We start from the raw sequence: 21,755 nt of genomic DNA, 5'->3' as shown, positions 1-21,755 counted from the left end.
AACATATTTTTTATTCCTCTCATTACTTTTGCTATTCCACTGGTTTTTATTTTTTTCATAATTCTTTTTACATCATCAAAGTTTTTTAATAATTTATTCACATCTTGTATAGTTGTTCCTGATCCTAAAGCTATTCTTCGTTTCCTTGATCCTTTTATAATTATTGGTTTTATTCTTTCTTTAGGTGTCATTGAATATATAATGGCTTCTATTTTATTTAATGTATTCTTATCTGTTTTAAATGATGATATTTTATTAAATAATTGATTGTTTATAGATAATTTATCAATGAAATAATTTATTCCACCTATTTTTTTCATTTGTTTAATTTGTATTAAAAAATCATTTAAATTAAAATCATGACCTTTTTTTAGTTTTTTTGTAAGTTTTGTAACTTGTAGTTGATCTACTTTTTTTTCGATATCTTTAATAATAGATACGACATCATTCATACCTAAAATTCTTTCGGCCATTTTTTCAGGGTAAAAGGCATTTAATTCATTAATTTTTTCTCCTGTTCCTATAAATTTAATAGGTTTTTCAGTTATATAACGCATAGATAAAGCAATTCCATTTCTAGAATCACCATCTGTTTTGGTCAATATTATACCAGATATAAGTAATTTATTATTAAATATTTTTGCCATATTTATTGCATCTTGTCCCATCATTGAATCTACTACTAGTAATGTTTCAATAGGTTTTGATGCAATTTGTATTTGATAAATTTCATCCATCATTTTTTCATCGATATGCAATCTTCCTGCTGTATCAATTAACAAAATATCATATAATTTTAATGTAGAATATTTGATTGCTTCTGTTGTAATTTCTATCGGTGTTTGATTTTTACTAGATGGAAAAAAATCTACTTCGATTTGCTGAGACAAAACTTGAAGTTGTTTTATAGCTGCTGCACGATAAATATCAGTGGAAACAATTAATATTTTCTTTTTATGTTTATCTTTAATCCATTTAGCTAATTTTGCTAAACTAGTAGTTTTTCCAGCTCCTTGCAAACCTACTACTAGTAGTACTGCTGGTGGTTTGACAGATAAATTCAATGTGTTATCTTTGTCTCCCATCGAAAATATTAATTCATTTTTGACTATTTTTATAAATTCTTGTCCAGGTGTTAAACTATTATTAATCTTATGACCAATAGATTTTTTTTTAACATTTTCTATGAATTGTTTGATAACTGATAGGGTTACGTCTGCTTCTAATAATGCTTTTCTTACTTCCCGTATAGTATTTTTAATATTGTCTTCTGTAAGTCTTCCTTTATTAACAATTTTACGTAAAGTTTGTGAAAGACGTTGAGTTAAGTTATTAAACATTATTTATTACTCACATTAAAATTTCTGAATATATATTTTAATTAAAATAAAAATAATCTTTTTTAAAATTATATTTAATTTTCTAAAAAAATTGTTTTTAGTATTTATAGATATTTTTTTAAAAAATAATTATATATATTTTGAATATTTTTTACTTAATGATTTTACGGTACTATTGGAGTAATATTTGCACAAGGATAACATCCTAGAATTTTTATAAATTTAGTAATTTTTCCCATTTTTTTAATTACAGATTGTATTATATGTGATGATAAATTTGCTTGAATGTCAATATAAAATATTTCCTCCCATGGATTTTTGTACATTGTATGGGAAGTAATTTTTTCGATAATTATTTTATTTTCTTGTAATATTAACAATACTTTAGTAAATGCTCCTGATTCTTTTCCTGTGCTAAATATTAAAGTAGTCTTAGATAGTATTTTTATAGATACTTCAACAGGGTTTTTTTGTAATAAAATGAATCTTGTAATATTTTTTTGTTTATTTGCTAAATTTTTAGATAAAATATTTAATCCATAAATTGTACTGCCTATCTCACTTCCTAATGCTACTTTAGTTATATCATTATATTGAGTAACTTTTTTCATTGCATCTGCTGTGCTTTTTGTATATCTTATTTTCCATTTTGGAAATTGTTTAATAAATTTACTACATTGTTGAAATGGTTGTGGATGACTATATATTGTTTTAATTGTATTTAATGAAATTTTTTTTATTCCAAGTAAACAATGATTGATTAATATGTAAATTTCTCCAACAATAAACAAATTGGTTTTTTTTAATAAATGAAAAACTTCATTAATATAACCAGAACAAGTATTTTCTATTGGTAGAACAGCATAATTAGACTGATTTTTTTCTACTGAAATTATAACATCTTCAAAAGTTGAACATTCTTTTATTACACATGTTTGAAAATTTTGATGTGCATATTCACAAGCAGCAATATGAGAATAAGAACCTTTAGGACCTAAAAAAGAAAAACTTGAAATATTTAATTTTTGATGATCACTAAATTTATTTATTATTTTTTTCTGAATAGATACAGATTCTTCTATTATTATATGAAATAATTGAGTAATATACTTTTCTTTTAGATGATTTTCTTTTCCTAAAAAAATTAATTTTTGTAGCATTTTTTTTTCGCGTTCTGTGTCTCTTATTTCTTTTTTATTTTCTATCTTGCATTCAGCTATTTTTAGTACTAGTTTTTTTCTTTCTCCTAATAATTTTACTATTTGTTCATCAATATTATTGATTTTATTACGAAAGATAAGTAGTGAAGTGTTAGTAGGCATAATTTATCACCTATGAAGTATGTAATATATCTGATATATCCAAAATTGGAATATTTTTGAGAAATATTCTTATTATAAAAGATTAATTTTATTAAAATGTGAATAAATCAACATTTTTAATTATATATTTATTATATTAAATAAAAATTTATGTTAAATAATTTTTATAGATGTATATAACATAATTTAAATCATATAGTTAGCAAAATATATTTGCTATATCTTATTAATTCTAATCATAGTATTATTTTATATAAACAATTATATTCCAAAGTGAGTATTAAATGAAAACCTTTTCAGTTAAATTGAGTGATATTAAAAGAAATTGGTATTATATAGACGCATCTAATAAAATATTAGGTAGATTAGCAACTGAGTTATCTATTCGTCTTCGCGGTAAACATAAAATTAAATATAGCCCTCATCTTGATACCGGAGATTATATTATTGTACTAAACGCTTCAAAAATATTAGTGACTGGAAGAAAAAAAACAAATAAAATTTATTATCATCATACTGGTTATGTAGGAGGAATAAAAAAATTTACATTTGAAGAAATGATAAATCGTTCTCCAGAGAAAATAATTTCGATGGCAGTAAAAGGTATGCTACCTAAAGGTCCTTTAGGACGTGCTATGTTTAAAAAATTAAAAGTGTTTCCAAATGAACATCATCATCATTTAGCTCAGTGTCCAAAATTATTAAAAATTTAATGTAAGGTATAAAAATGATTCAGAATCAAAATTATGGAACTGGTCGTCGTAAGAGTTCTTCTGCTAGGGTTTTCCTTAGATCTGGAAATGGAGAAATTATTGTTAATCAACGTTCTTTAAAAGAATATTTTGGTCGTGAAACTTCATGTATGATCGTTCGTCAACCATTAGAATTAGTTGATATGATAAATAAATTTGATATTTATATCACCGTCAAAGGTGGAGGTATTTCTGGTCAAGCAGGTGCAATTCGTCAAGGTATCACACGTGCCTTAATTAAATATAATCAATCATTACGTTTTGAATTAAGAAAATCTGGTTTTGTTACACGAGACTCTCGTCAGGTTGAACGAAAAAAAATAGGTTTTCGTAAAGCAAGAAAACGACCACAGTTTTCAAAACGTTAAAAATAATTATATTATTAGTTATTTTATAAAAGAACTTGGTTTATTAAGAAACCGAGTTCTTTTTTTCTTTTTCTAAATATTCACCGATATCAAAACACAATTTTTTTGTTCCTATTTTTTTTAAAGATGAAATGCAATAATATTTTTCTTTTGTTTTTAATCGATTTTGAATATCATAAATTATTTGATTAACTTTATTAAAACTCAGCAAATCAATTTTGTTAAATACTAGCCACCTTGGTTTATTATATAGTTTTAAACTATATTTTTTTAATTCATTTAGAACTATTTGTATATTTTCTACTGGATGAGAGTGATTTTCGGGAAGTAAATCAACTATATGTAGTAATATCTTACATCGTTCTAAATGTTTTAAGAAACGAATTCCTAATCCAGAACCATTAGAAGCATTTTTAATTATTCCTGGTATATCTGCGATTATAAATTTTTTATTTTTGTTAAAATTGACACTTCCTAGAACTGGAGTTAATGTTGTAAATGGATATTTTGCAATTTTTGTGTTAGCTCCTGATATGCTTTTTACTAAACTAGATTTTCCAACATTAGGCATACCTAATGTTCCTACATCTGCAATTAAAAGTAATTCTAATTGTATATCTCGTTTTTCTCCTGTTGTACCCAATGTATTTTGTTTGGGAGTACGGTTTGTAGAGGATTTAAATCTAGTATTACCTAGACCATGCCAACCCCCTTTAGCAACTAATATTTTTTGCTTATTTCGTATTAAGTCGCCTATAGTTTCACGTGTTTGAAAATTTATGATTTTTGTCCCTACAGGTACAGATATTGTTATATCATTTCCTTTTTTTCCAGTACAGTTTTTACGAAATCCATTTTGTCCATGTTGAGCTTCAATTTTTTTTTTAAACCTAAGATCTATAAGAGTATTCAAATTGTTATTAGCTTCTATCCAAACATTTCCACCATCTCCACCATCTCCACCATCTGGACCCCCTTTTGGAATGTATTTTTCTCTTCTAAAATTTACGCATCCATTACCACCATTTCCAGCAATTACTTGTATTGTCACTTGATCAATAAATTTCATTTTGTATCCATTTTTAATATTGTTAAAGAAATGAAATGTTTTAAGATATATCTATTTTAATTTTTTTATAAATATTTTTATGAATATAAAATTAACTACTGAACCCCTTGAAAAGGGGTTTTTTTATATTTTAATTTATAATATTTATATAAGTTCGTTTTTTTAATCCTTTTTTTTTAAATTCTACTTTTCCTTTTAAAAGAGCAAAAATTGTATGATCTTTTCCACATCCTACATTTTTTCCAGGATGAAATTTTGTTCCACGTTGTTTGACTATGATACTTCCTGCTGAAATTAATTGACCACCAAAACATTTTACTCCCAGTCTTTTAGCATTAGAATCTCGTCCATTTCTAGTAGATCCTCCAGCTTTTTTATGTGCCATTTTATTTAATTTTCTCCTGAAGTATTAGCAATATCTATTATTTTTACATCAGTAAAATATTGACGATGACCTTGTTGTTTTTTATAATGTTTTCGACGATTAAATTTGATAATTTTTATTTTTTTTAGACGACCATGACTTTCAATATTAGCTTTTATTTTTGCACCTATTATAAAAGGATTTCCGACATTTATAGAACTTTTATTAGAAATCATTAAAACTTGATTAAATTCTACAGTGGTACCAATCACATCATTTAATTTTTCCAATCTAATAGTTTGATCTTTAATTGCTTTATACTGTTTTCCACCACTTAAAAAAATTGCATACATAAAAAGCTCCAATAGTGTTTATCAATTTTTTTTATTTTTAAATTTTTTATTGTTTATTAATTACATTAAAAATGTATTTTTTTTATATGATTTTAATATCAGCTCCTAATCGATTTAGTTTTATATGAAAAGATTCATATCCTCTGATTAAATGTTGAATATTATTAACTATTGTTGTTCCAGTAGAAATACAACCAGCTAAAACTAATGTTGCTGATGCTCTTAAATCCATACAAACAACGTTTGCAGATGACAATATAGGTATTCCATAGCACATAATAGTATTTTTTTGTATTTTAATTTTTGCTCCCATATTAATCAACTCTGAAACATAATGAAAACGGTTTTCAAATATATTATCAGTAATACTACCTATTCCTTTAGAAATTGTATTTAACAAAGCAAATTGAGCTTGCATATCTGTTGGAAATCCTGGATAAGGAGCAGTGCAAAGGTTTACAGAATTAGGTCTTTTTTTCATATCTAATTGAATCCAATCTTTTCCTGTACGAATTTTTGCACCCGCTTCTATTAACTTTATTAATACACTTTGTAAATGTTTAGGTTCGGTATTATAACAAGTAATATTACCTTTAGATGCAGCTGCAGCAACTAGAAAAGTTCCTGTTTCAATTCTATCTGGAATGATACGATGCCTACCCCCTCTTAATTTTAAAACACCTTTAATAAATATTTTGTTACTACCAGCTCCAATAATTTTAGCACCTAATTTATTTAAAAAGTTTGCAATATCGACTATTTCAGGTTCTTTAGCCGCGTTCTCAATAATTGTTGTTCCTTCTGCTAAAGTGGCAGCAGCTATAATTGTAATTGTAGCGCCAACACTAATTTTTTTCATTAGGATATATTTTCCTTTAAAACGACCTTTTATAGAAGCATTAATACAATTATTTTTTACATGAATTTTAGCACCCAATTTAATTAAATTATTTATATGTAAATCTATTGGTCTTTTTCCTATTTTACATCCTCCAGGAAAAAATATTTTAGCTTTTCCAAAACGTGCTAAAAGAGGAGCTAACAACCATATAGAAGCTCTAATTTTCTTAATTAAATATAGAGGAGGTGAGAAATTATTAATTGAATCTGAATTAATGAATAATATTTTTTCATTTTTTATTGTTGCTCCTAAATATTTAAGTAATTTAAGTGCTATATTTATATCTGTTAAATTCGGTACGTTTTTAATTTTAATTGTTTCTTTCGTCAATATACTCATAAATAAAATTGGTAATGCGGCATTTTTAGAACCAGAAATAAAAACCTTACCATTTAAATTTTTATTTCCTATTATAAAAAATTTATCCATTGATTGATAAAACTCTATTTTATTGATTTATAAAATGTTTATGAATTATGATCAATTTTATTGATGTTTTTATTTTTGATTTTCCATTCTTGAGGTGTATAAGAAGTAATTGAAATTGCATGAATGTATTTTTTTGTAATCAAATTTATCAAAGGTGTATAAATCATTTGCTGTCTTTTTACTTGACTAATTCCGTTGAAAATAGTTCCTATAGCAACTATTTTAATATGATTATCATCTCCTGTAATATATGTTTCTTGTAAATTTAATTCTGTCATAAGTAATGATTTTATCTTTTGATTATTCATTTTGTAATATGCTTTTGATTAAATATTTAAGGTGATTGTTAAAATTTAAAAGATAATATAATTATTTAGTCAATATAAAAATCTTTAAAAGATATTAAAAATTTTAAATAAAAGGAACTAGATTTTTAAAGTTTTGATAAATTATATTTTTTACTTTAAAATGAAATAACATAAATTTATTTTATTAATAAAATTAATATAAAATATTAAATTTTTTAAAAACACTTTTACCAATTTGAAATTACTTGTTTTTACCTGTAATCTCAATATAAATTTGTGATTTATTGAAAAACTAATTATTTTGAATAATGATATAATTTTATATGAAAAGTTTATCAAATTATCAATAAAAAAATTAATTAAAAATTACATACAAAAATATTATGTTATAAAATATATATCTTTGCTAAAAATATTTAAAATATTAACATTTTTTTAAATTTTAAAAAGTATTTATATATATATATATTGTAAATAAAATATTTTTTACAGTATTAAATAAAAAAATAGTGGAGTGTGTAAATATGATCAATTTAATTCCGATGACTGTAAGAGGTGCAGAAAAACTTCGTCAAGAACTTCAAAAATTAAAAAATATAAAGCGTCCTCGTATTATTAATGCGATTGCAGAAGCAAGAGAACATGGTGATTTAAAAGAAAATTCTGAATATCATTCAGCCCGTGAAGAACAAAGTTTTTGTGAAGGACGCATTAAAGAAATTGAATCAAAATTATCTAATTCACAAATTATAGATGTAACAAAATTATCTAATAATGGGAGAGTAGTTTTTGGTTCTACTGTTACTGTTTTAAATGTAAAAAAAAATGAAAAATTTACTTATCAAATTGTAGGTGATGATGAATCTGATTTTAAAAAAAATTTAATTTCTATAAATTCGCCAATGTCTAGAGGTCTAATTGGAAAAAAAACTAATACTACTGTAGTAATATGTACGCCAGGTGGTAATGTTGAGTATAAAATTTTGAAGATAGACTATATCTAGTTTTTGTAAAAAAAATTTTATTTTTTAAGTAAATTATAAAATTATACAAACTATAACATTATAAAAATATGATTTCTTCAAAAAAAACAAAAAGTTCTAACCGTTGGTTATTAGAACATTTTAATGATGAATATGTCAAGAAAGCACAAAAAAATAAAGTACGTTCAAGATCTTGGTTTAAATTAGAACAATTAGATAAAAATAATAAATTATTTAAAATTGGTATGAATGTTATCGATTTAGGTGCTTCTCCTGGAGGTTGGTCACAATATGCAATTAGTAAAATAGGAAAAAAAGGACATGTTATAGCTTTTGATTTATTACCTATTAAACCAATAAAGGGAGTTGATATTTTTCAAGTAGATATTCGTAATCAAAAAATGTTCAATTTAATGCTAAGTTCTTTAAGTAGTATGAAATTTCATTTAGTAATGTCGGATATGGCACCTAATATTACGGGTAATTTTGCGATTGATATGCCTCGTATTATTGACTTATCTAAATTAGCATTAAAAATATCAAATTATTTGCTGTCTAAGAATGGTATTTTTTTGTTAAAATCATTTCAAGGAGAAGGTTTTAATGAATTCTATAAAGAGGTTAAAATTTTGTTTAAAAAAGTTAAAATTTGCAAACCTGAAACTTCTCGAGCTAGATCTCGAGAAATATTCATTTTAGCAATCAGATAAATATTATAGATTATTAATCTGTGTTTTTTTAATATAGATTCAATGAGAGGTTGTTCCTTTGAATGACATGGTTAAAAACCTGATTTTCTGGTTGGTTATAACAATTATATTAATGTCTATTTTTCAAAGCTTTAACGCCAATGATGCAAATAATCACAAAGTCGATTATTCTACTTTTTTAACAGAAGTAAATCAAGATCAGATTCGTGAAGCATATATTAATGGACGCATGATTAGTGTAACCAAAAAAGATAGCAGTAAATACACTACTTATATACCTATTAATGATCCTAAATTATTAGATAATCTTTTAACAAAAAACGTTAAAATTACTGGATCTATTCCTGAGGAACCTAGTCTTCTTATTTCTATTTTTATCTCTTGGTTTCCAATGTTATTATTGATTGGTGTATGGATTTTTTTTATGAGGCAGATGCAAATAGGTGGTGGAAAAGGAGCAATGTCATTCGGAAAAAGCAAAGCTCGAATGTTATCAGAAGACCAGATTCAAACTACTTTTGCGGATGTTGCAGGATGTGATGAAGCAAAAGAAGAAGTTAGCGAGTTAGTTGAATATCTTAAAGAACCGGGTCGATTTCAAAAATTAGGTGGAAAGATACCTAAAGGTATACTAATGGTTGGTCCTCCAGGAACTGGTAAAACTTTGCTTGCAAAAGCGATAGCAGGAGAAGCAAAAGTACCATTTTTTACTATTTCTGGATCTGATTTTGTAGAAATGTTTGTTGGAGTAGGTGCTTCTAGAGTAAGAGATATGTTTGAACATTCAAGAAAATCCGCTCCATGCATAATATTTATTGATGAAATTGATGCAGTAGGAAGACAACGAGGAACAGGACTAGGTGGTGGACATGATGAAAGAGAACAGACATTAAATCAAATGTTAGTCGAAATGGATGGTTTTGATGGAAATGAAGGTGTTATTTTAATAGCTGCTACTAATAGACCCGATGTTTTAGATCCTGCTTTATTGCGTCCTGGTCGTTTTGATCGTCAGGTAATTGTGGCTCTTCCAGACGTTCGTGGAAGGGAGCAAATTTTAAAGGTTCATATGAGAAAAGTACCTTTATCTAAAGATGTAGATGCTATGATCATTGCTCGTGGAACACCAGGTTTTTCAGGTGCTGATTTAGCTAATTTAGTTAATGAAGCGGCTCTTTTTGCTGCTAGACTTAATAACCGTGTAGTATCTATGTTAGAATTTGAAAAAGCAAAAGATAAAATGATGATGGGATCGGAAAGAAAATCCATGGTTATGAGTGATTTTCAAAAAGAATCTACTGCTTATCATGAAGCCGGTCATGTAATTATTGGAAGATTAGTGCCTGATCATGATCCTGCTCATAAAGTGACTATTATTCCTCGAGGAAGAGCATTAGGTGTTACATTTTTTTTACCAGAATCAGATGCTCTTAGCATAAGTCGGCAAAAATTAGAAAGTCAAATATCTACTCTTTATGGAGGTCGTTTAGCAGAAGAAATTATTTATGGATCTAAAAATGTTTCTACTGGTGCTTGTAATGATATTAAAATAGCTACAAATTTAGCACGGAATATGGTAACACAATGGGGATTTTCAGATAAACTAGGTCCTTTATTATATTCCGAAGAAGAAGAAGAAGTATTTCTTGGTCGATCAGTAGTTAAAGCAAAACATATGTCTGATGAAACAGCTAGAATTATTGATGAAGAAGTAAAATTATTAATTGAAACTAATTATAGTCGAGCTCGAAATATTTTAAATGACAATATCGATATTTTACATGCTATGAAAGATGCTTTAATAAAATATGAAACTATTGATGCATGTCAAATTGATGATTTAATGGAAAGACGTGAAGTACGAAAACCAAAGGGATGGATAGAAACTGATATTACTAAATAATTTTTTTTAAATAAAACATATAAATATATTTATAGCACGTTTAGAGAAAAGTTTTTTTAAAAAAATTATTTTTTTTGTTTAAAATTCTTCAATTGAATGTGTATTAAAATAAGATGAAGTGATAAAATTATTATAACTTCATCTTATTTTTTAATAATATAAAAAACTATTGTAATGTATTGCAAATATAATCATATTTAAATTAATTCTAGGGATAAAAATGTTATGTCTCGTTTGCAATATTTCAAAACAGATGGAATACGTGGACAAGTAGGAAACAATCCTATGACACCAGAGTTTTTATTAACGTTAGGCAGGGCAATTGGAATAGTTTTAGGTCGAAATAAAAAAAAAATTATTATAGGAAGAGACACACGTATTTCTGGATCTTTATTACAATCGGCTTTAGAATTTGGGATTTTATCAACAGGTGTGTCTACTTTATTAGCTGGATGTATACCAACTCCAGCAGTTTCGTATTTTACAAAGTATTTTAACGCTTCAGCAGGAATTGTTGTTTCAGGATCACATAATTTATTTAATGATAATGGAGTAAAAATATTTTATAAAGATGGCGTGAAATTAAGTAAAAAAATAGAAATTGCTATTGAAAAACAAATAAAAAGTACTTTTTGTTATTCTGATGTTATTAATTTTGGTTGTTCTAGTAATATTATTGATTCTGAAAATAAATATATTAATTTTTGTAAACATACATATCCTAAAGATTTCAATTTATCTAAATTTACTATTGTTATAGATTGTGCTAATGGTTCAACATATAATGTAGCGCCAAAAATTTTTAGAGAATTAGGTGCTAAAGTAATAACTCTTTCTGTTGATCCAAATGGAGTAAATATTAATCAAAAATCAGGATCTACTAATGTTATAAATTTAATAAATGCAGTTATATCAGAAAAAGCAGACATCGGTTTAGCATTTGATGGGGATGGAGATCGTGTTATTATGGTAGATCATTTAGGGAATAGAATAAATGGAGATCAAATTATCTATATTATTGCTAAAGAATATTTTAAAAAAAAACAATTAAACAGAGGTGTAATAGGAACTTTAATGACTAATATGGGAATAGTCTTAGGATTAAAAAAATTAGATATTCCTTTTTATGCAACACAAATAGGAGATCGTCATGTATATAAAAAAATACAAGAAAAAAAATGGTTATTAGGAGCTGAACAGTCAGGTCATATTATTTTATCCGATAAACATTCTACTGGTGATGGAATCATAGCTAGTTTGCAAGTTTTATTTATTATGTTTTGCAATAATATATCTTTATATGATTTATTAAATAAAATTAAGTTATTTCCTCAAGTTTTATTAAATGTTTTTTTAAAGAAAGATATCAATTTAGAAAAAAATAAAAAATTAGAAAGTATTCTATCTCAATATAAAAAAATTTTAGGCGAAAATGGTCGAATTTTAATTCGTAAATCTGGAACAGAACCTTGCATTCGTATTATGGTTGAAGGAGAAGATCGTTTAAAAGTTTATCAATTAGCTCATTATATTGCAGATATGATCAAATTATTTTGATTTTTTATATTTTTAGTATAATCATAATTTGTATTAATTTATTTAATTTTTTTATTATGAATATATAATTAATAATTAGAATTATAAATAATCAAAATAATAAATATTAATTTAAAAAAGACATTTCTTATTCATAAACGCTGTTTATACATAAATCCTTATAGAATAAGTAACTTTGATAACTTTATTAACAATTTCAAAAAAAATAGTTTTATAAAAAAAGGAAATTATTTATTATGTATTTATTTTGTTTAATTTTATTTATTTTAGTTTCTTTATCTTTAATTTGTTTTATTTTATTGCAACCAGGAAAAGCATTTAATAATACTTCTAATATCAATCTAATAAATAATGTTAAGTTGTTTAATAGCGTTAGCGGAAATAGTTTAATAACAAATATTATTTTAATTTTATCTTCTTTATTTTTAATAATTAGCATTATATTATGTAATATTAATAATAGAAAGGTAGATATAGATTTTTTTTTAGAAGATAACAAACAAAATATTAAAAAAAATACATCTTTGTTGGAAAAAAATCATTAAATTTTGATATACCTCATGAATACTTTTGAAAAATTTAAATTGTATTAATCTTAATTAAAATTATTTTTTTAACCGAGGTGGTGAAATTGGTAGACACGCTATCTTGAGGGGATAGTGCTAAATAAGCATATGGGTTCAAATCCCATCCTCGGTACCATGCAATGTTTATGTTAAAATTTATATTAGTTATATATAATTTTTATATTAAAAATGCTCTAAACATTAGATATTAAAATATTTTTAATAAAAAAATTATATGTAGGGTGAAATCAACTAAACCCCGAGTTTTCGGGGTTTTTTATTAGAATATTTACTGTATTTACATGATTTTAATAGTTTTTTAATATTCATAATTAATTATATAAACTCTTGATTAGTAAAAATTAGTGTATTAGTTATCTAATTTCATAATTAAATTTTTTGTAATTAATACATGTAAAATGAGTTATTATTTCTCATTTAAAAAATTTTTATTTTGAGGTTCTTTAAAATGAATAAAGAAATCTTAGCTGTAGTGGAAGCTGTTTCTAATGAAAAATCTCTTCCTCGTGAAAAAATTTTTGAAGCTTTAGAAATTGCATTGGCTACAGCAACTAAAAAAAAACATGAACAAGAAATCGATGTAAGAGTTAGTATAAACAGAAAAACTGGAAATTTTACTACTTTTAGACGTTGGATGGTAGTAGATGTAGTAACTCAACCTACTAGAGAAATTACTTTAGAAGCTGCATGTTTTGAAGGTGAAAAAGTTAAAATTAATGATTTTATAGAAGATCAAATTGAATCTGTAAATTTTGATCGAATAACAACTCAAACTGCAAAACAAGTAATTGTACAAAAAGTTCGTGAAGCAGAACGAGCAATGTTAGTTGATCAATTTAGAAAATATATTGGTCAAATAATCACTGGCATAGTAAAAAAAATCAATAGAGACAACCTAACTCTAGACTTAGGTAATAATGCTGAAGCGCTGATATTACGTGATGGTATGTTACCCAGAGAAAATTTTCGTATTGGTGATCGTATTCGTGGTATTTTATATGGAGTATATCCAGAATCTCGTGGTACTCAATTATTTATTAGTCGTTCAAAGATAGAAATGCTTATCGAATTATTTAGAATAGAAGTGCCAGAAATTGGAGAAGAAGTTATTGAGATTAAAGCAGCCGCTCGAGATCCTGGATCTCGTGCAAAGATAGCAGTAAAAACTAATGATAAACGTATTGATCCAGTAGGTGCTTGTGTAGGTATGAGAGGTGCTCGCGTACAAGCAGTTTCTAGTGAGTTATGTGGAGAACGTATAGATATTATTTTATGGGATGATAATCCGGCTCAATTTGTTATTAATGCCATGGCTCCTGCTGATGTTTCTTCCATTATAGTAGATGAAGATCATCATACTATGGATATTGCAGTAGATGCTAGTAATTTAGCACAAGCTATTGGTAGGAATGGTCAAAATGTTCGTTTAGCTTCGCAAATTAGTGGTTGGGAATTAAACGTTATGACTACAGAAGATCTTCATTCTAAACATCAAGAAGAAGCTCATGCAGCTTTTAATAACTTGAAAAAAAATTTAAATATTAATGATAAAATTATTCAAATTTTAGTAAAAGAAGGATTTTCTTCTCTTGAAGAATTAGCATATATACCCTTTAATGAACTATTAGAAATTAAAAGTTTAACTAAAGAAGAAATCACTTTAGTACGAGAAGGTGCAAAAAATAAATTACTTTCAATTGAATCAGATAAAAAAAATCACATTGAAGAGAAAAAGACAGCAGAAGATTTATTAAGTATTGATGGGATGGATTTAGTATTAGCATCACAGTTAGCAGAAAAAAATATATTTACTTTAGAAGAATTAGCGAATCAAGGAATAGACGATTTATCTGATATTAAAAATTTAAATACTGAACAAGCTGGTTTGTTAATTATGACAGCTCGTAATATCTGTTGGTTCGGTAATAAAGTCTAATAATAGGAAATAATAGTATGACAGATATAAGTTTAAAAACGTTATCTAATGAAATAAAAGTATCAGTACAAGAATTGATACAGGAATTATCTAATATTGATATAGTAAAAAATGAAAATGATTATATTAATTTAAATGAGAAAAATATTTTGTTTACACATTTAAAAAATAAAAAACGATCTTCTTTAAATACTTTAGTCTTACAAAGAAAAACACGTAGCACCTTAAACATACCTACGCTGGGAGGAAAAAATAAATCTATACAAATAGAAGTACGAAAAAAAAGAACTTATTTAAAAAACAATAAACTTGAAAATGATGTCTTATCAAACAGAATAAAAAACAATAAAAATTATTCTAATAAAAAACATTTATTATCTAATAATCAAGAACTAAATAATAATGGAACATTTATAGAAAAACAACACAAAAAAAATATAAATATATCAAAAATCAATAAAGATTATATGATATCTTCAAAATTAAAACAGATTATTACATCAACAAATGTAAATAGTTCTAAAAAAGACGAACAAAATAAAACAATAAGAAAAAAAATAGAAAGTAATATTTCTGATACAAATAGTAAAAAGATAAAAAGAACAAAAGAAGTTATATGGGAAACATCTAAAGAACAGAAAAAAGATTATCATTTAACAACATTTTTACATGCTCGTCAAGCTGAAGATGATAATGATGAAAAAGTAGAAAGAGATAAAAAAAATCATAATCGAACAATTAAACATTATCGTTATAAGAAAAATAGTAAAACTTTTAATAATGGAAAATATCAAAAAGAAGAAAAACGTATTAATATTCGTAATAAAAAAAATATAAAACAAAAAAATAAACCAATTTTACTGCATCAAGTATTTCAAAAACCTGAATCTATTATTAATAGAGATGTTGTTATTAGTGGAGCAATCTCTGTATCTGATTTAGCTAATAAGATGGCTATTAAAAGTAGCGAACTTATCAAAACTATGATGAATATGGGAATTATAGGAAATATCAATTATGTTCTTGATCAAGATACAGCGCAATTAATTGCAGAAGAAATGGGTCATAAAGTCGTTATATATCGAGAGAATGAATTAGAAGAAATGATAATGAAAGATCGTGATAAAGGTAATGATATTTCTATTATTAGAGCTCCCGTAGTTACTATAATGGGACATGTAGATCATGGTAAAACATCATTATTAGATTATATTCGTTCAACAAAAATAGCATTTTATGAAGCAGGTGGAATTACGCAAAATATTGGAGCTTATCATGTGAATACTGATTTAGGATCTATTACTTTTTTAGATACACCGGGGCATTCAGCATTTACAGCAATGAGATCTCGTGGAGCACAGATTACTGATATTGTTGTATTAGTTGTAGCTGCAGATGATGGAGTTATGCCGCAAACTATCGAAGCTATTCAACATGCAAAAGAAGCTAATGTTCCAATAATTATTGCTATTAATAAAATAGATAAAATAGATGCAAATATTGACAAAATAAAAAAAGATTTAATGAAATATAATATTCTTTCAGAAGAATGGGGTGGTGAAAATATATTTATACCTATTTCTGCAAAAACAGGGAAAGGTATTAATGAATTATTACATGCTATTTTATTACAGTCAGAAATTTTAGAATTAAAAGCAGTTCATAGCGGTATGGCTGAAGGTGTTGTAATAGAATCATCTTTAGATAAAGGTCGAGGACCTATAGCTACTGTATTAGTAAAAAAAGGAAATTTACGAAAAGGAGATATAATATTATGTGGTTTTGAGTATGGTCGTGTCAAAGCATTACGTAATGAAATTGGAAATGAAATTTTAAATGCAGGACCTTCTATTCCTGTAGAAGTTTTAGGATTATCTAAAGTTGCTTTTTCTGGTGATCTGGTAACTGTTGTACGTAATGAAAAGAAAGCAAGAGAAGTAGCATCCTATCGAAAAGAAAAATCTCGTGAAACAAAATTATCAGGACAAAATAGAGTTAATTTGGAAAGTATGTTTGATAATATAAATAAAAATGATTTTTCAGAATTAAAACTTATTCTTAAATCTGATGTACAAGGTTCTTTAGAAGCAATATCTAGTGCTTTATTAAAATTATCTACTGAAAAAGTTAAGGTAAAAATAATAGGTTTAGGTATTGGAGGTATTACAGAAACAGATGCTTCTTTAGCTTTAGCTTCAAACGCTATTATTTTAGGGTTTAATGTTAGAGCTGATTCTTCTGCTAAAAAAATAATTAATACAGAACATTTAGATCTTCGTTATTATTCAGTTATTTATGATTTAATTGATGAAGTAAAATCAGCTATGATGGGTTTATTATCACCTGAATACAAACAAAACATTATTGGTTTAGCTGAAGTTAGAAATACTTTTAAATCTCCTAAATTTGGTTTAATTGCTGGTTGTATGATTTTGGAAGGGGTTATTAAAAGAAACAATCCTATTCACATACTAAGAAATAATATAGTTATTTATGAAGGTGAACTAGAATCATTACGTCGTTTTAAAGAAGATGTAAATGAGATACGTAATGGATTAGAATGTGGTATAGGAATTAAAAATTATAATGATATATGTGTTGGCGATATTATAGAAGTCTTTGAATTAAAAGAAGTTAAGAAAACATTATAAAATAGCAATTAATATATTTTTTGATTAAAGTATTCAATTTGGTAATTTCATTATGGAAAAATCGTTTAATCGATCTGTTCGTATTGCTCAAGAATTGCAAAAAAATATAGCTGTAATTATACAGTATTCGCTTCAAGATCCACGAGTTAAAACAATAATAACAATTTCTCAAGTAAGAGTATCTAAAGATCTATCTCATGCTCAAATATTTGTAAGTTTTTTAAAATGTAATGATAAATTAGAAGCAATAAAACTTTTAATTGTTTTAAATAAAGCTTCTGGTTATATTCGTAAGTTATTATGTAAAAAAATGAAATTAAGAATTATACCAAATATTATTTTTTATCATGATGACTCTTTTCTAATAGGTAATAATATTTCTATGTTATTAAATAATTTACATAAAAAAAATACATTGTATTATGAAAAAATAAAGGAAAAATAGATGTTTTTTCATAAAAAAAGAAATGTTAATGGATTACTTTTATTAGATAAACCTAAAGGTATATCTTCTAATAATGCTTTACAACAAGTAAAGTCTATTTTTAAAGCAAAAAAAGCAGGATATATTGGCACTCTTGATCCACTAGCAACAGGAATATTACCAATTTGTTTTGGAGAATCTACAAAATTTTCTCGTTATTTAAGCGAATCTGATAAAAAATATCACGTAATTGCTAAATTAGGTGAAAAAACATCTACATCTGATTCTGATGGTGTTATTATAAAAAAACGTCCAATTGTTTTTACTGCTTTACAATTTTATTCTTCTATAAAATCACTTATTGGATCAATTGATCAAGTTCCTCCAATGTATTCAGCTATTAAATATAATGGTATATCTTTATATAAATATGCACGTCAAGGATTAGATATTAATCGAAATTCAAGAAAAATTTCAATATATAATATTAATTCTATTAATCAAAAAAACAACTTTTTTGAATTTGAAGTATTTTGTTCAAAAGGAACATATATTCGTACATTAGTTGAAGATTTAGGAGAAAAATTAGGTTGTGGAGCTCATGTAATATTTTTACGTCGTATCAAGGTAGGATCATATATTTGTGAAAAATTAGTAACAATATATGATTTGAATAAATTATTAAAGAAAGATAATATCAAACATAATAGTTTCTTTAAAAATATAGATGATTTATTAATGCCTATAGATAGTCCTATATCTTTTTTACCAGAAGTTTATATTTCTTCGGAAGAATCATATACTTTTAAACTAGGAAAAACAATAGATTGTTGTTCTAATATCGAAAATAGCTTAGTACGAGTTAAAGAAAAAGATAAAGAGTTTATTGGATTAGGTAAGATTAATAAAAAAGGATTATTAATTCCATATCGATTAGTTTCTACAGTTACTAATTAAGTTATTCACTATTAAATTTAAGATTAGCATGATATTATTTTGAGATAAATTAATTAAATTAGATAATTAATTTAATTTATTTTTAAATATATGGAGTATTTTTATATGTCTTTGTCTACAACAGATACAAAAAAAATCATTTTAAAATATGGTAAATCTCAAAAAAATACAGGTGTAACAGAAGTACAAGTAGCATTATTAACAACTCAAATTAATTATCTTCAAACACATTTTTCTCAGCATAAAAAAGATCATTGTAGTCGTAAAGGTCTCTTACAAATGGTTTCAAAACGTCGCAAACTGTTAGATTATTTAAAGAAAAATAATATGTCTCGTTATATTGCGTTAATTGAAGACTTACAATTAAGACGTTAAAAATTTTATTAAAGATGAGATAATTAGTATTTTTTCAAAGGGCTTCATTAGCCCTTTTTTTACAACATTCTTTTAATTTTACAATTAAATTTTAATATATTTTTATTGTATTAAAGTATTTAAAATAGATTTTATAAATAATTTTAAAAATTAGTTTTATGTTAAGGATATTATTTTGCTAAATCCCATTGTACGTAAATTTCAATATGGTCAACATACGATTACTTTAGAAACGGGTCTAATGGCTAGACAAGCTACAGCGGCTATTATGGCCAGCATGGATGATACTGCAGTTTTTGTCACTGTTGTCGGACAAAAAAAAATATATACAGGACAAAAATTTTTTCCGCTTACTGTGAATTATCAAGAACGTACATATGCTGCGGGTCGTATACCAGGTGGTTTTTTTAGAAGAGAAGGACGTCCAAGTGAAAATGAAATATTAATCGCTCGATTAATAGATAGACCTATTCGTCCCTTATTTCCTAAAAATTTTTTTAATGAAATTCAGATAATTGCAACAGTAGTATCAGTTAATCCACAAATTAATCCAGATATTATTTCTATCATAGGAGCATCAGCAGCATTAAGTTTGTCAGGAATTCCGTTTTATGGACCAGTAGGAGCTGCTAGAGTAGGATATATTGAAAATCAATATATTTTAAACCCTACCAGCGATGATATGAAAAATAGTTCTTTAGATTTAGTAATCTCAGGAACTCAAAATGCTGTTCTTATGGTAGAAGCAGAAGCAAAAATATTAAATGAAGAAAAGATTCTTGAAGCTATCACATTTGGACACCAACAACAACAAGTAGTAATTAATAATATTCGTTCTTTATCAAATGAAGCTAGTAAACTTCCTTGGCCTGCATTTTATCCAGAGACTAATAAAACATTAGAATTGAAAATAATAGAATTAGCAGAAAAAGATATATATGCTGCTTATTTAATATTTAATAAACAAGAACGATTTGAGAAATTAAATTTTATTAGAGAAGAAATAATAAAATTCTTCTTTAAAGAGGATTGCAATATAGATCAAGCAGAAATAGAAGATATTTTATATAAAATTGAAAAAAAAATTGTACGAAAAAGAATATTAAATAATGAAACACGTATTGACGGACGCGAAAAAGATATGATACGTGCGTTAGATGTTCGAACAGGAGTTTTACCAAGAACACATGGTTCTGCTTTATTTACTAGAGGAGAAACTCAATCTTTAGCAGCAGTAACCTTAGGAACATCTCGAGATGCACAAAACTTAGATGAATTACTAGGAGATAGAACAGATAATTTTTTATTTCATTACAATTTTCCACCTTATTCAGTTGGAGAAATAGGAATTGTAGGATCCCCTAAAAGAAGAGAAATTGGTCATGGTCGTCTTGCTAAAAGAAGTTTATTGGCTGTAATGCCTAAATTAGAAGATTTCCCTTATACTATTAGAATAGTATCTGAAATAACTGAATCTAATGGATCTTCTTCGATGGCATCTGTTTGTAGTGCTTCTCTCGCATTAATGGATGCAGGCGTGCCTATTCAATCTGCTGTTGCTGGAATATCAATGGGTTTAGTAAAGGAAGGAGATCAATACATTTTACTTTCAGATATTTTAGGCGATGAAGATCATTTAGGAGATATGGATTTTAAAGTATCTGGTACAGATAAAGGTATTACAGCTTTACAAATGGATATAAAAATAGAGGGTGTTAATAATCAAATTATACGCGAAGCTTTAAATACAGCAAGAGCAGCTCGATTGCATATTTTAAGTGTAATGAATCAAGCATTAAACAAATCAAGAAAAGAAATATCTGAATTTGCTCCTCGTATTCATACTATGAAAATTAATCCTGAAAAAATTAAAGATATAATAGGAAAAGGTGGTTCTGTTATTCGTATGTTAACTGAAGAAACAGGAACTATAATTGAAATTGAAGATAATGGTATAATAAAAATATCAGCTTCTGTTAGAGAAAAAGCTACTAATGCCATTCGTAGAATTGAAGAAATTACAGCAGAAATTGAAGTAGGACGAATTTATTCAGGAAAAGTTACACGTATTGTTGATTTTGGCGCTTTTGTCTCAATTGGATTCGGCAAAGAAGGGTTGGTACATATTTCTCAAATTTCTGAGAAAAGAGTTGAAAAAGTTTCTGATCATTTAAAAATTGATCAGATCATATCTGTAAAAGTGTTAGAAATAGATCGTCAAGGTCGATTAAGATTAAGTATAAAAGAAACAGAAAATTTTATCATTTCTAATAACTCGATAAATAATAATATTATCTGATATAATCATATTTATTCAACTTTTTTCAAGATTTTAAAAAACATTTTAATAAAATATAGATTTATATCTTTTCAAATAGTACCATATAGATAAAATATTATAAAATTAATTTAGTTTAAAAATTATCATTATTTAAAAAAAGAATTTAATTTTAAAAATATATTTTA

The 21,755-nt window shown here is 25.8% G+C and carries 18 protein-coding genes, 1 tRNA gene and 2 pseudogenes; 14 read left to right on the top strand and 7 right to left on the bottom strand.

What is annotated here, in order from left to right; all coding sequences use genetic code 11:
• Together ffh and D9V70_RS02015 are read right to left on the bottom strand one after the other, a co-directional pair.
• On the bottom strand, window positions 1-1,340 hold a 1,340-nt coding region (gene ffh / locus D9V70_RS02020), incomplete at its 3' end, for a signal recognition particle protein (protein WP_158356288.1).
• A gap of 164 nt (window positions 1,341-1,504) precedes the next feature.
• Window positions 1,505-2,662 (bottom strand): chorismate mutase, encoded by a 1,158-nt coding sequence (locus D9V70_RS02015; RefSeq protein ID WP_158356088.1) that lies wholly within the window; start codon window positions 2,660-2,662, stop codon window positions 1,505-1,507.
• Window positions 2,663-2,946: 284 nt separating this feature from the next.
• Between D9V70_RS02015 and rplM the strand changes: the two genes are divergently transcribed.
• Both rplM and rpsI read left to right on the top strand, forming a co-directional pair.
• A complete protein-coding gene (gene rplM, locus D9V70_RS02010; protein WP_158356087.1) occupies window positions 2,947-3,375 on the top strand; it encodes a 50S ribosomal protein L13 in 429 nt (142 codons plus the stop codon).
• Window positions 3,376-3,389: 14 nt separating this feature from the next.
• The gene (rpsI, locus tag D9V70_RS02005) at window positions 3,390-3,782 is read left to right on the top strand and encodes a 30S ribosomal protein S9 (RefSeq protein ID WP_158356086.1); all 393 of its coding nucleotides are present in this window, start codon (window positions 3,390-3,392) and stop codon (window positions 3,780-3,782) included.
• Between the two features lie 64 nt (window positions 3,783-3,846).
• Here rpsI and cgtA read toward each other — a convergent pair.
• The 5 genes and pseudogenes from cgtA to D9V70_RS01980 all read right to left on the bottom strand — a co-directional run.
• Window positions 3,847-4,851 (bottom strand): annotated as a pseudogene (gene cgtA, locus D9V70_RS02000) (Obg family GTPase CgtA); the annotation flags it as partial.
• Between the two features lie 130 nt (window positions 4,852-4,981).
• Entirely contained in the window at window positions 4,982-5,236 is a 255-nt protein-coding gene (rpmA, locus tag D9V70_RS01995; protein WP_158356084.1) for a 50S ribosomal protein L27, read from the bottom strand.
• Between the two features lie 5 nt (window positions 5,237-5,241).
• Entirely contained in the window at window positions 5,242-5,568 is a 327-nt protein-coding gene (gene rplU, locus D9V70_RS01990; protein ID WP_158356083.1) for a 50S ribosomal protein L21, read from the bottom strand.
• An 82-nt stretch (window positions 5,569-5,650) separates the two neighbouring features.
• On the bottom strand, window positions 5,651-6,898 hold the full coding sequence (gene murA, locus D9V70_RS01985) for a UDP-N-acetylglucosamine 1-carboxyvinyltransferase (protein WP_158356082.1): 1,248 nt from the start codon (window positions 6,896-6,898) through the stop codon (window positions 5,651-5,653).
• A 38-nt stretch (window positions 6,899-6,936) separates the two neighbouring features.
• A complete protein-coding gene (locus D9V70_RS01980; RefSeq protein ID WP_158356081.1) occupies window positions 6,937-7,206 on the bottom strand; it encodes a BolA family protein in 270 nt (89 codons plus the stop codon).
• Between the two features lie 524 nt (window positions 7,207-7,730).
• On the opposite strand from D9V70_RS01980, the gene greA reads away from it, so the two are divergent.
• From greA to pnp, 12 genes and pseudogenes are all read left to right on the top strand, one after another.
• Window positions 7,731-8,210: a transcription elongation factor GreA gene (greA, locus tag D9V70_RS01975; RefSeq protein ID WP_158356080.1), complete on the top strand. Its 480-nt coding sequence runs from the start codon at window positions 7,731-7,733 to the stop codon at window positions 8,208-8,210.
• A 68-nt stretch (window positions 8,211-8,278) separates the two neighbouring features.
• A complete protein-coding gene (gene rlmE / locus D9V70_RS01970; protein ID WP_158356079.1) occupies window positions 8,279-8,899 on the top strand; it encodes a 23S rRNA (uridine(2552)-2'-O)-methyltransferase RlmE in 621 nt (206 codons plus the stop codon).
• A 67-nt stretch (window positions 8,900-8,966) separates the two neighbouring features.
• Window positions 8,967-10,802 carry an ATP-dependent zinc metalloprotease FtsH gene (gene ftsH / locus D9V70_RS01965; RefSeq protein WP_158356078.1) on the top strand — a complete coding sequence of 612 codons (1,836 nt, stop codon included), beginning with the start codon at window positions 8,967-8,969 and terminating at the stop codon, window positions 10,800-10,802.
• A gap of 225 nt (window positions 10,803-11,027) precedes the next feature.
• Window positions 11,028-12,359 (top strand): phosphoglucosamine mutase, encoded by a 1,332-nt coding sequence (gene glmM, locus D9V70_RS01960; protein WP_158356077.1) that lies wholly within the window; start codon window positions 11,028-11,030, stop codon window positions 12,357-12,359.
• A gap of 236 nt (window positions 12,360-12,595) precedes the next feature.
• A pseudogene (secG, locus tag D9V70_RS01955) lies at window positions 12,596-12,933 on the top strand (preprotein translocase subunit SecG).
• Window positions 12,934-12,975: 42 nt separating this feature from the next.
• Window positions 12,976-13,061: transfer RNA gene (locus D9V70_RS01950), tRNA-Leu, on the top strand.
• Window positions 13,062-13,394: 333 nt separating this feature from the next.
• Window positions 13,395-14,882, top strand: a complete 1,488-nt coding sequence (gene nusA / locus D9V70_RS01945; RefSeq protein WP_158356076.1) for a transcription termination factor NusA — start codon at window positions 13,395-13,397, stop codon at window positions 14,880-14,882.
• 17 nt (window positions 14,883-14,899) lie between these two features.
• On the top strand, window positions 14,900-17,533 hold the full coding sequence (gene infB / locus D9V70_RS01940) for a translation initiation factor IF-2 (RefSeq protein WP_158356075.1): 2,634 nt from the start codon (window positions 14,900-14,902) through the stop codon (window positions 17,531-17,533).
• A 52-nt stretch (window positions 17,534-17,585) separates the two neighbouring features.
• Entirely contained in the window at window positions 17,586-17,978 is a 393-nt protein-coding gene (gene rbfA / locus D9V70_RS01935) for a 30S ribosome-binding factor RbfA (RefSeq protein WP_158356074.1), read from the top strand.
• A complete protein-coding gene (truB, locus tag D9V70_RS01930; RefSeq protein WP_158356073.1) occupies window positions 17,979-18,914 on the top strand; it encodes a tRNA pseudouridine(55) synthase TruB in 936 nt (311 codons plus the stop codon).
• 105 nt (window positions 18,915-19,019) lie between these two features.
• A complete protein-coding gene (gene rpsO / locus D9V70_RS01925) occupies window positions 19,020-19,289 on the top strand; it encodes a 30S ribosomal protein S15 (RefSeq protein ID WP_158356072.1) in 270 nt (89 codons plus the stop codon).
• A gap of 175 nt (window positions 19,290-19,464) precedes the next feature.
• Window positions 19,465-21,588, top strand: a complete 2,124-nt coding sequence (gene pnp / locus D9V70_RS01920) for a polyribonucleotide nucleotidyltransferase (RefSeq protein ID WP_158356071.1) — start codon at window positions 19,465-19,467, stop codon at window positions 21,586-21,588.
• Window positions 21,589-21,755 lie beyond the last annotated feature (167 nt).

It is taken from the genome of Buchnera aphidicola (Lipaphis pseudobrassicae), assembly GCF_005081185.1.
Classification (GTDB): domain Bacteria; phylum Pseudomonadota; class Gammaproteobacteria; order Enterobacterales; family Enterobacteriaceae; genus Buchnera; species Buchnera aphidicola_AD.
This window is presented reverse-complemented; position numbering and strand designations above follow the sequence as displayed.

What these genes read in the sequence shown, in the direction of transcription:
- ftsH (WP_158356078.1), top strand. Translation starts at nt 8,967, where the DNA reads ATGGTTAAAAACCTGATTTTCTGGTTGGTTATAACAATTATATTAATG.
- murA (WP_158356082.1), bottom strand. Translation starts at nt 6,898, where the DNA reads ATGGATAAATTTTTTATAATAGGAAATAAAAATTTAAATGGTAAGGTT.
- rlmE (WP_158356079.1), top strand. Translation starts at nt 8,279, where the DNA reads ATGATTTCTTCAAAAAAAACAAAAAGTTCTAACCGTTGGTTATTAGAA.
- rpsO (WP_158356072.1), top strand. Translation starts at nt 19,020, where the DNA reads ATGTCTTTGTCTACAACAGATACAAAAAAAATCATTTTAAAATATGGT.
- infB (WP_158356075.1), top strand. Translation starts at nt 14,900, where the DNA reads ATGACAGATATAAGTTTAAAAACGTTATCTAATGAAATAAAAGTATCA.
- greA (WP_158356080.1), top strand. Translation starts at nt 7,731, where the DNA reads ATGATCAATTTAATTCCGATGACTGTAAGAGGTGCAGAAAAACTTCGT.
- rpmA (WP_158356084.1), bottom strand. Translation starts at nt 5,236, where the DNA reads ATGGCACATAAAAAAGCTGGAGGATCTACTAGAAATGGACGAGATTCT.
- rplU (WP_158356083.1), bottom strand. Translation starts at nt 5,568, where the DNA reads ATGTATGCAATTTTTTTAAGTGGTGGAAAACAGTATAAAGCAATTAAA.
- nusA (WP_158356076.1), top strand. Translation starts at nt 13,395, where the DNA reads ATGAATAAAGAAATCTTAGCTGTAGTGGAAGCTGTTTCTAATGAAAAA.
- D9V70_RS01980 (WP_158356081.1), bottom strand. Translation starts at nt 7,206, where the DNA reads ATGAATAATCAAAAGATAAAATCATTACTTATGACAGAATTAAATTTA.
- truB (WP_158356073.1), top strand. Translation starts at nt 17,979, where the DNA reads ATGTTTTTTCATAAAAAAAGAAATGTTAATGGATTACTTTTATTAGAT.
- rbfA (WP_158356074.1), top strand. Translation starts at nt 17,586, where the DNA reads ATGGAAAAATCGTTTAATCGATCTGTTCGTATTGCTCAAGAATTGCAA.
- rplM (WP_158356087.1), top strand. Translation starts at nt 2,947, where the DNA reads ATGAAAACCTTTTCAGTTAAATTGAGTGATATTAAAAGAAATTGGTAT.
- D9V70_RS02015 (WP_158356088.1), bottom strand. Translation starts at nt 2,662, where the DNA reads ATGCCTACTAACACTTCACTACTTATCTTTCGTAATAAAATCAATAAT.
- glmM (WP_158356077.1), top strand. Translation starts at nt 11,028, where the DNA reads ATGTCTCGTTTGCAATATTTCAAAACAGATGGAATACGTGGACAAGTA.
- rpsI (WP_158356086.1), top strand. Translation starts at nt 3,390, where the DNA reads ATGATTCAGAATCAAAATTATGGAACTGGTCGTCGTAAGAGTTCTTCT.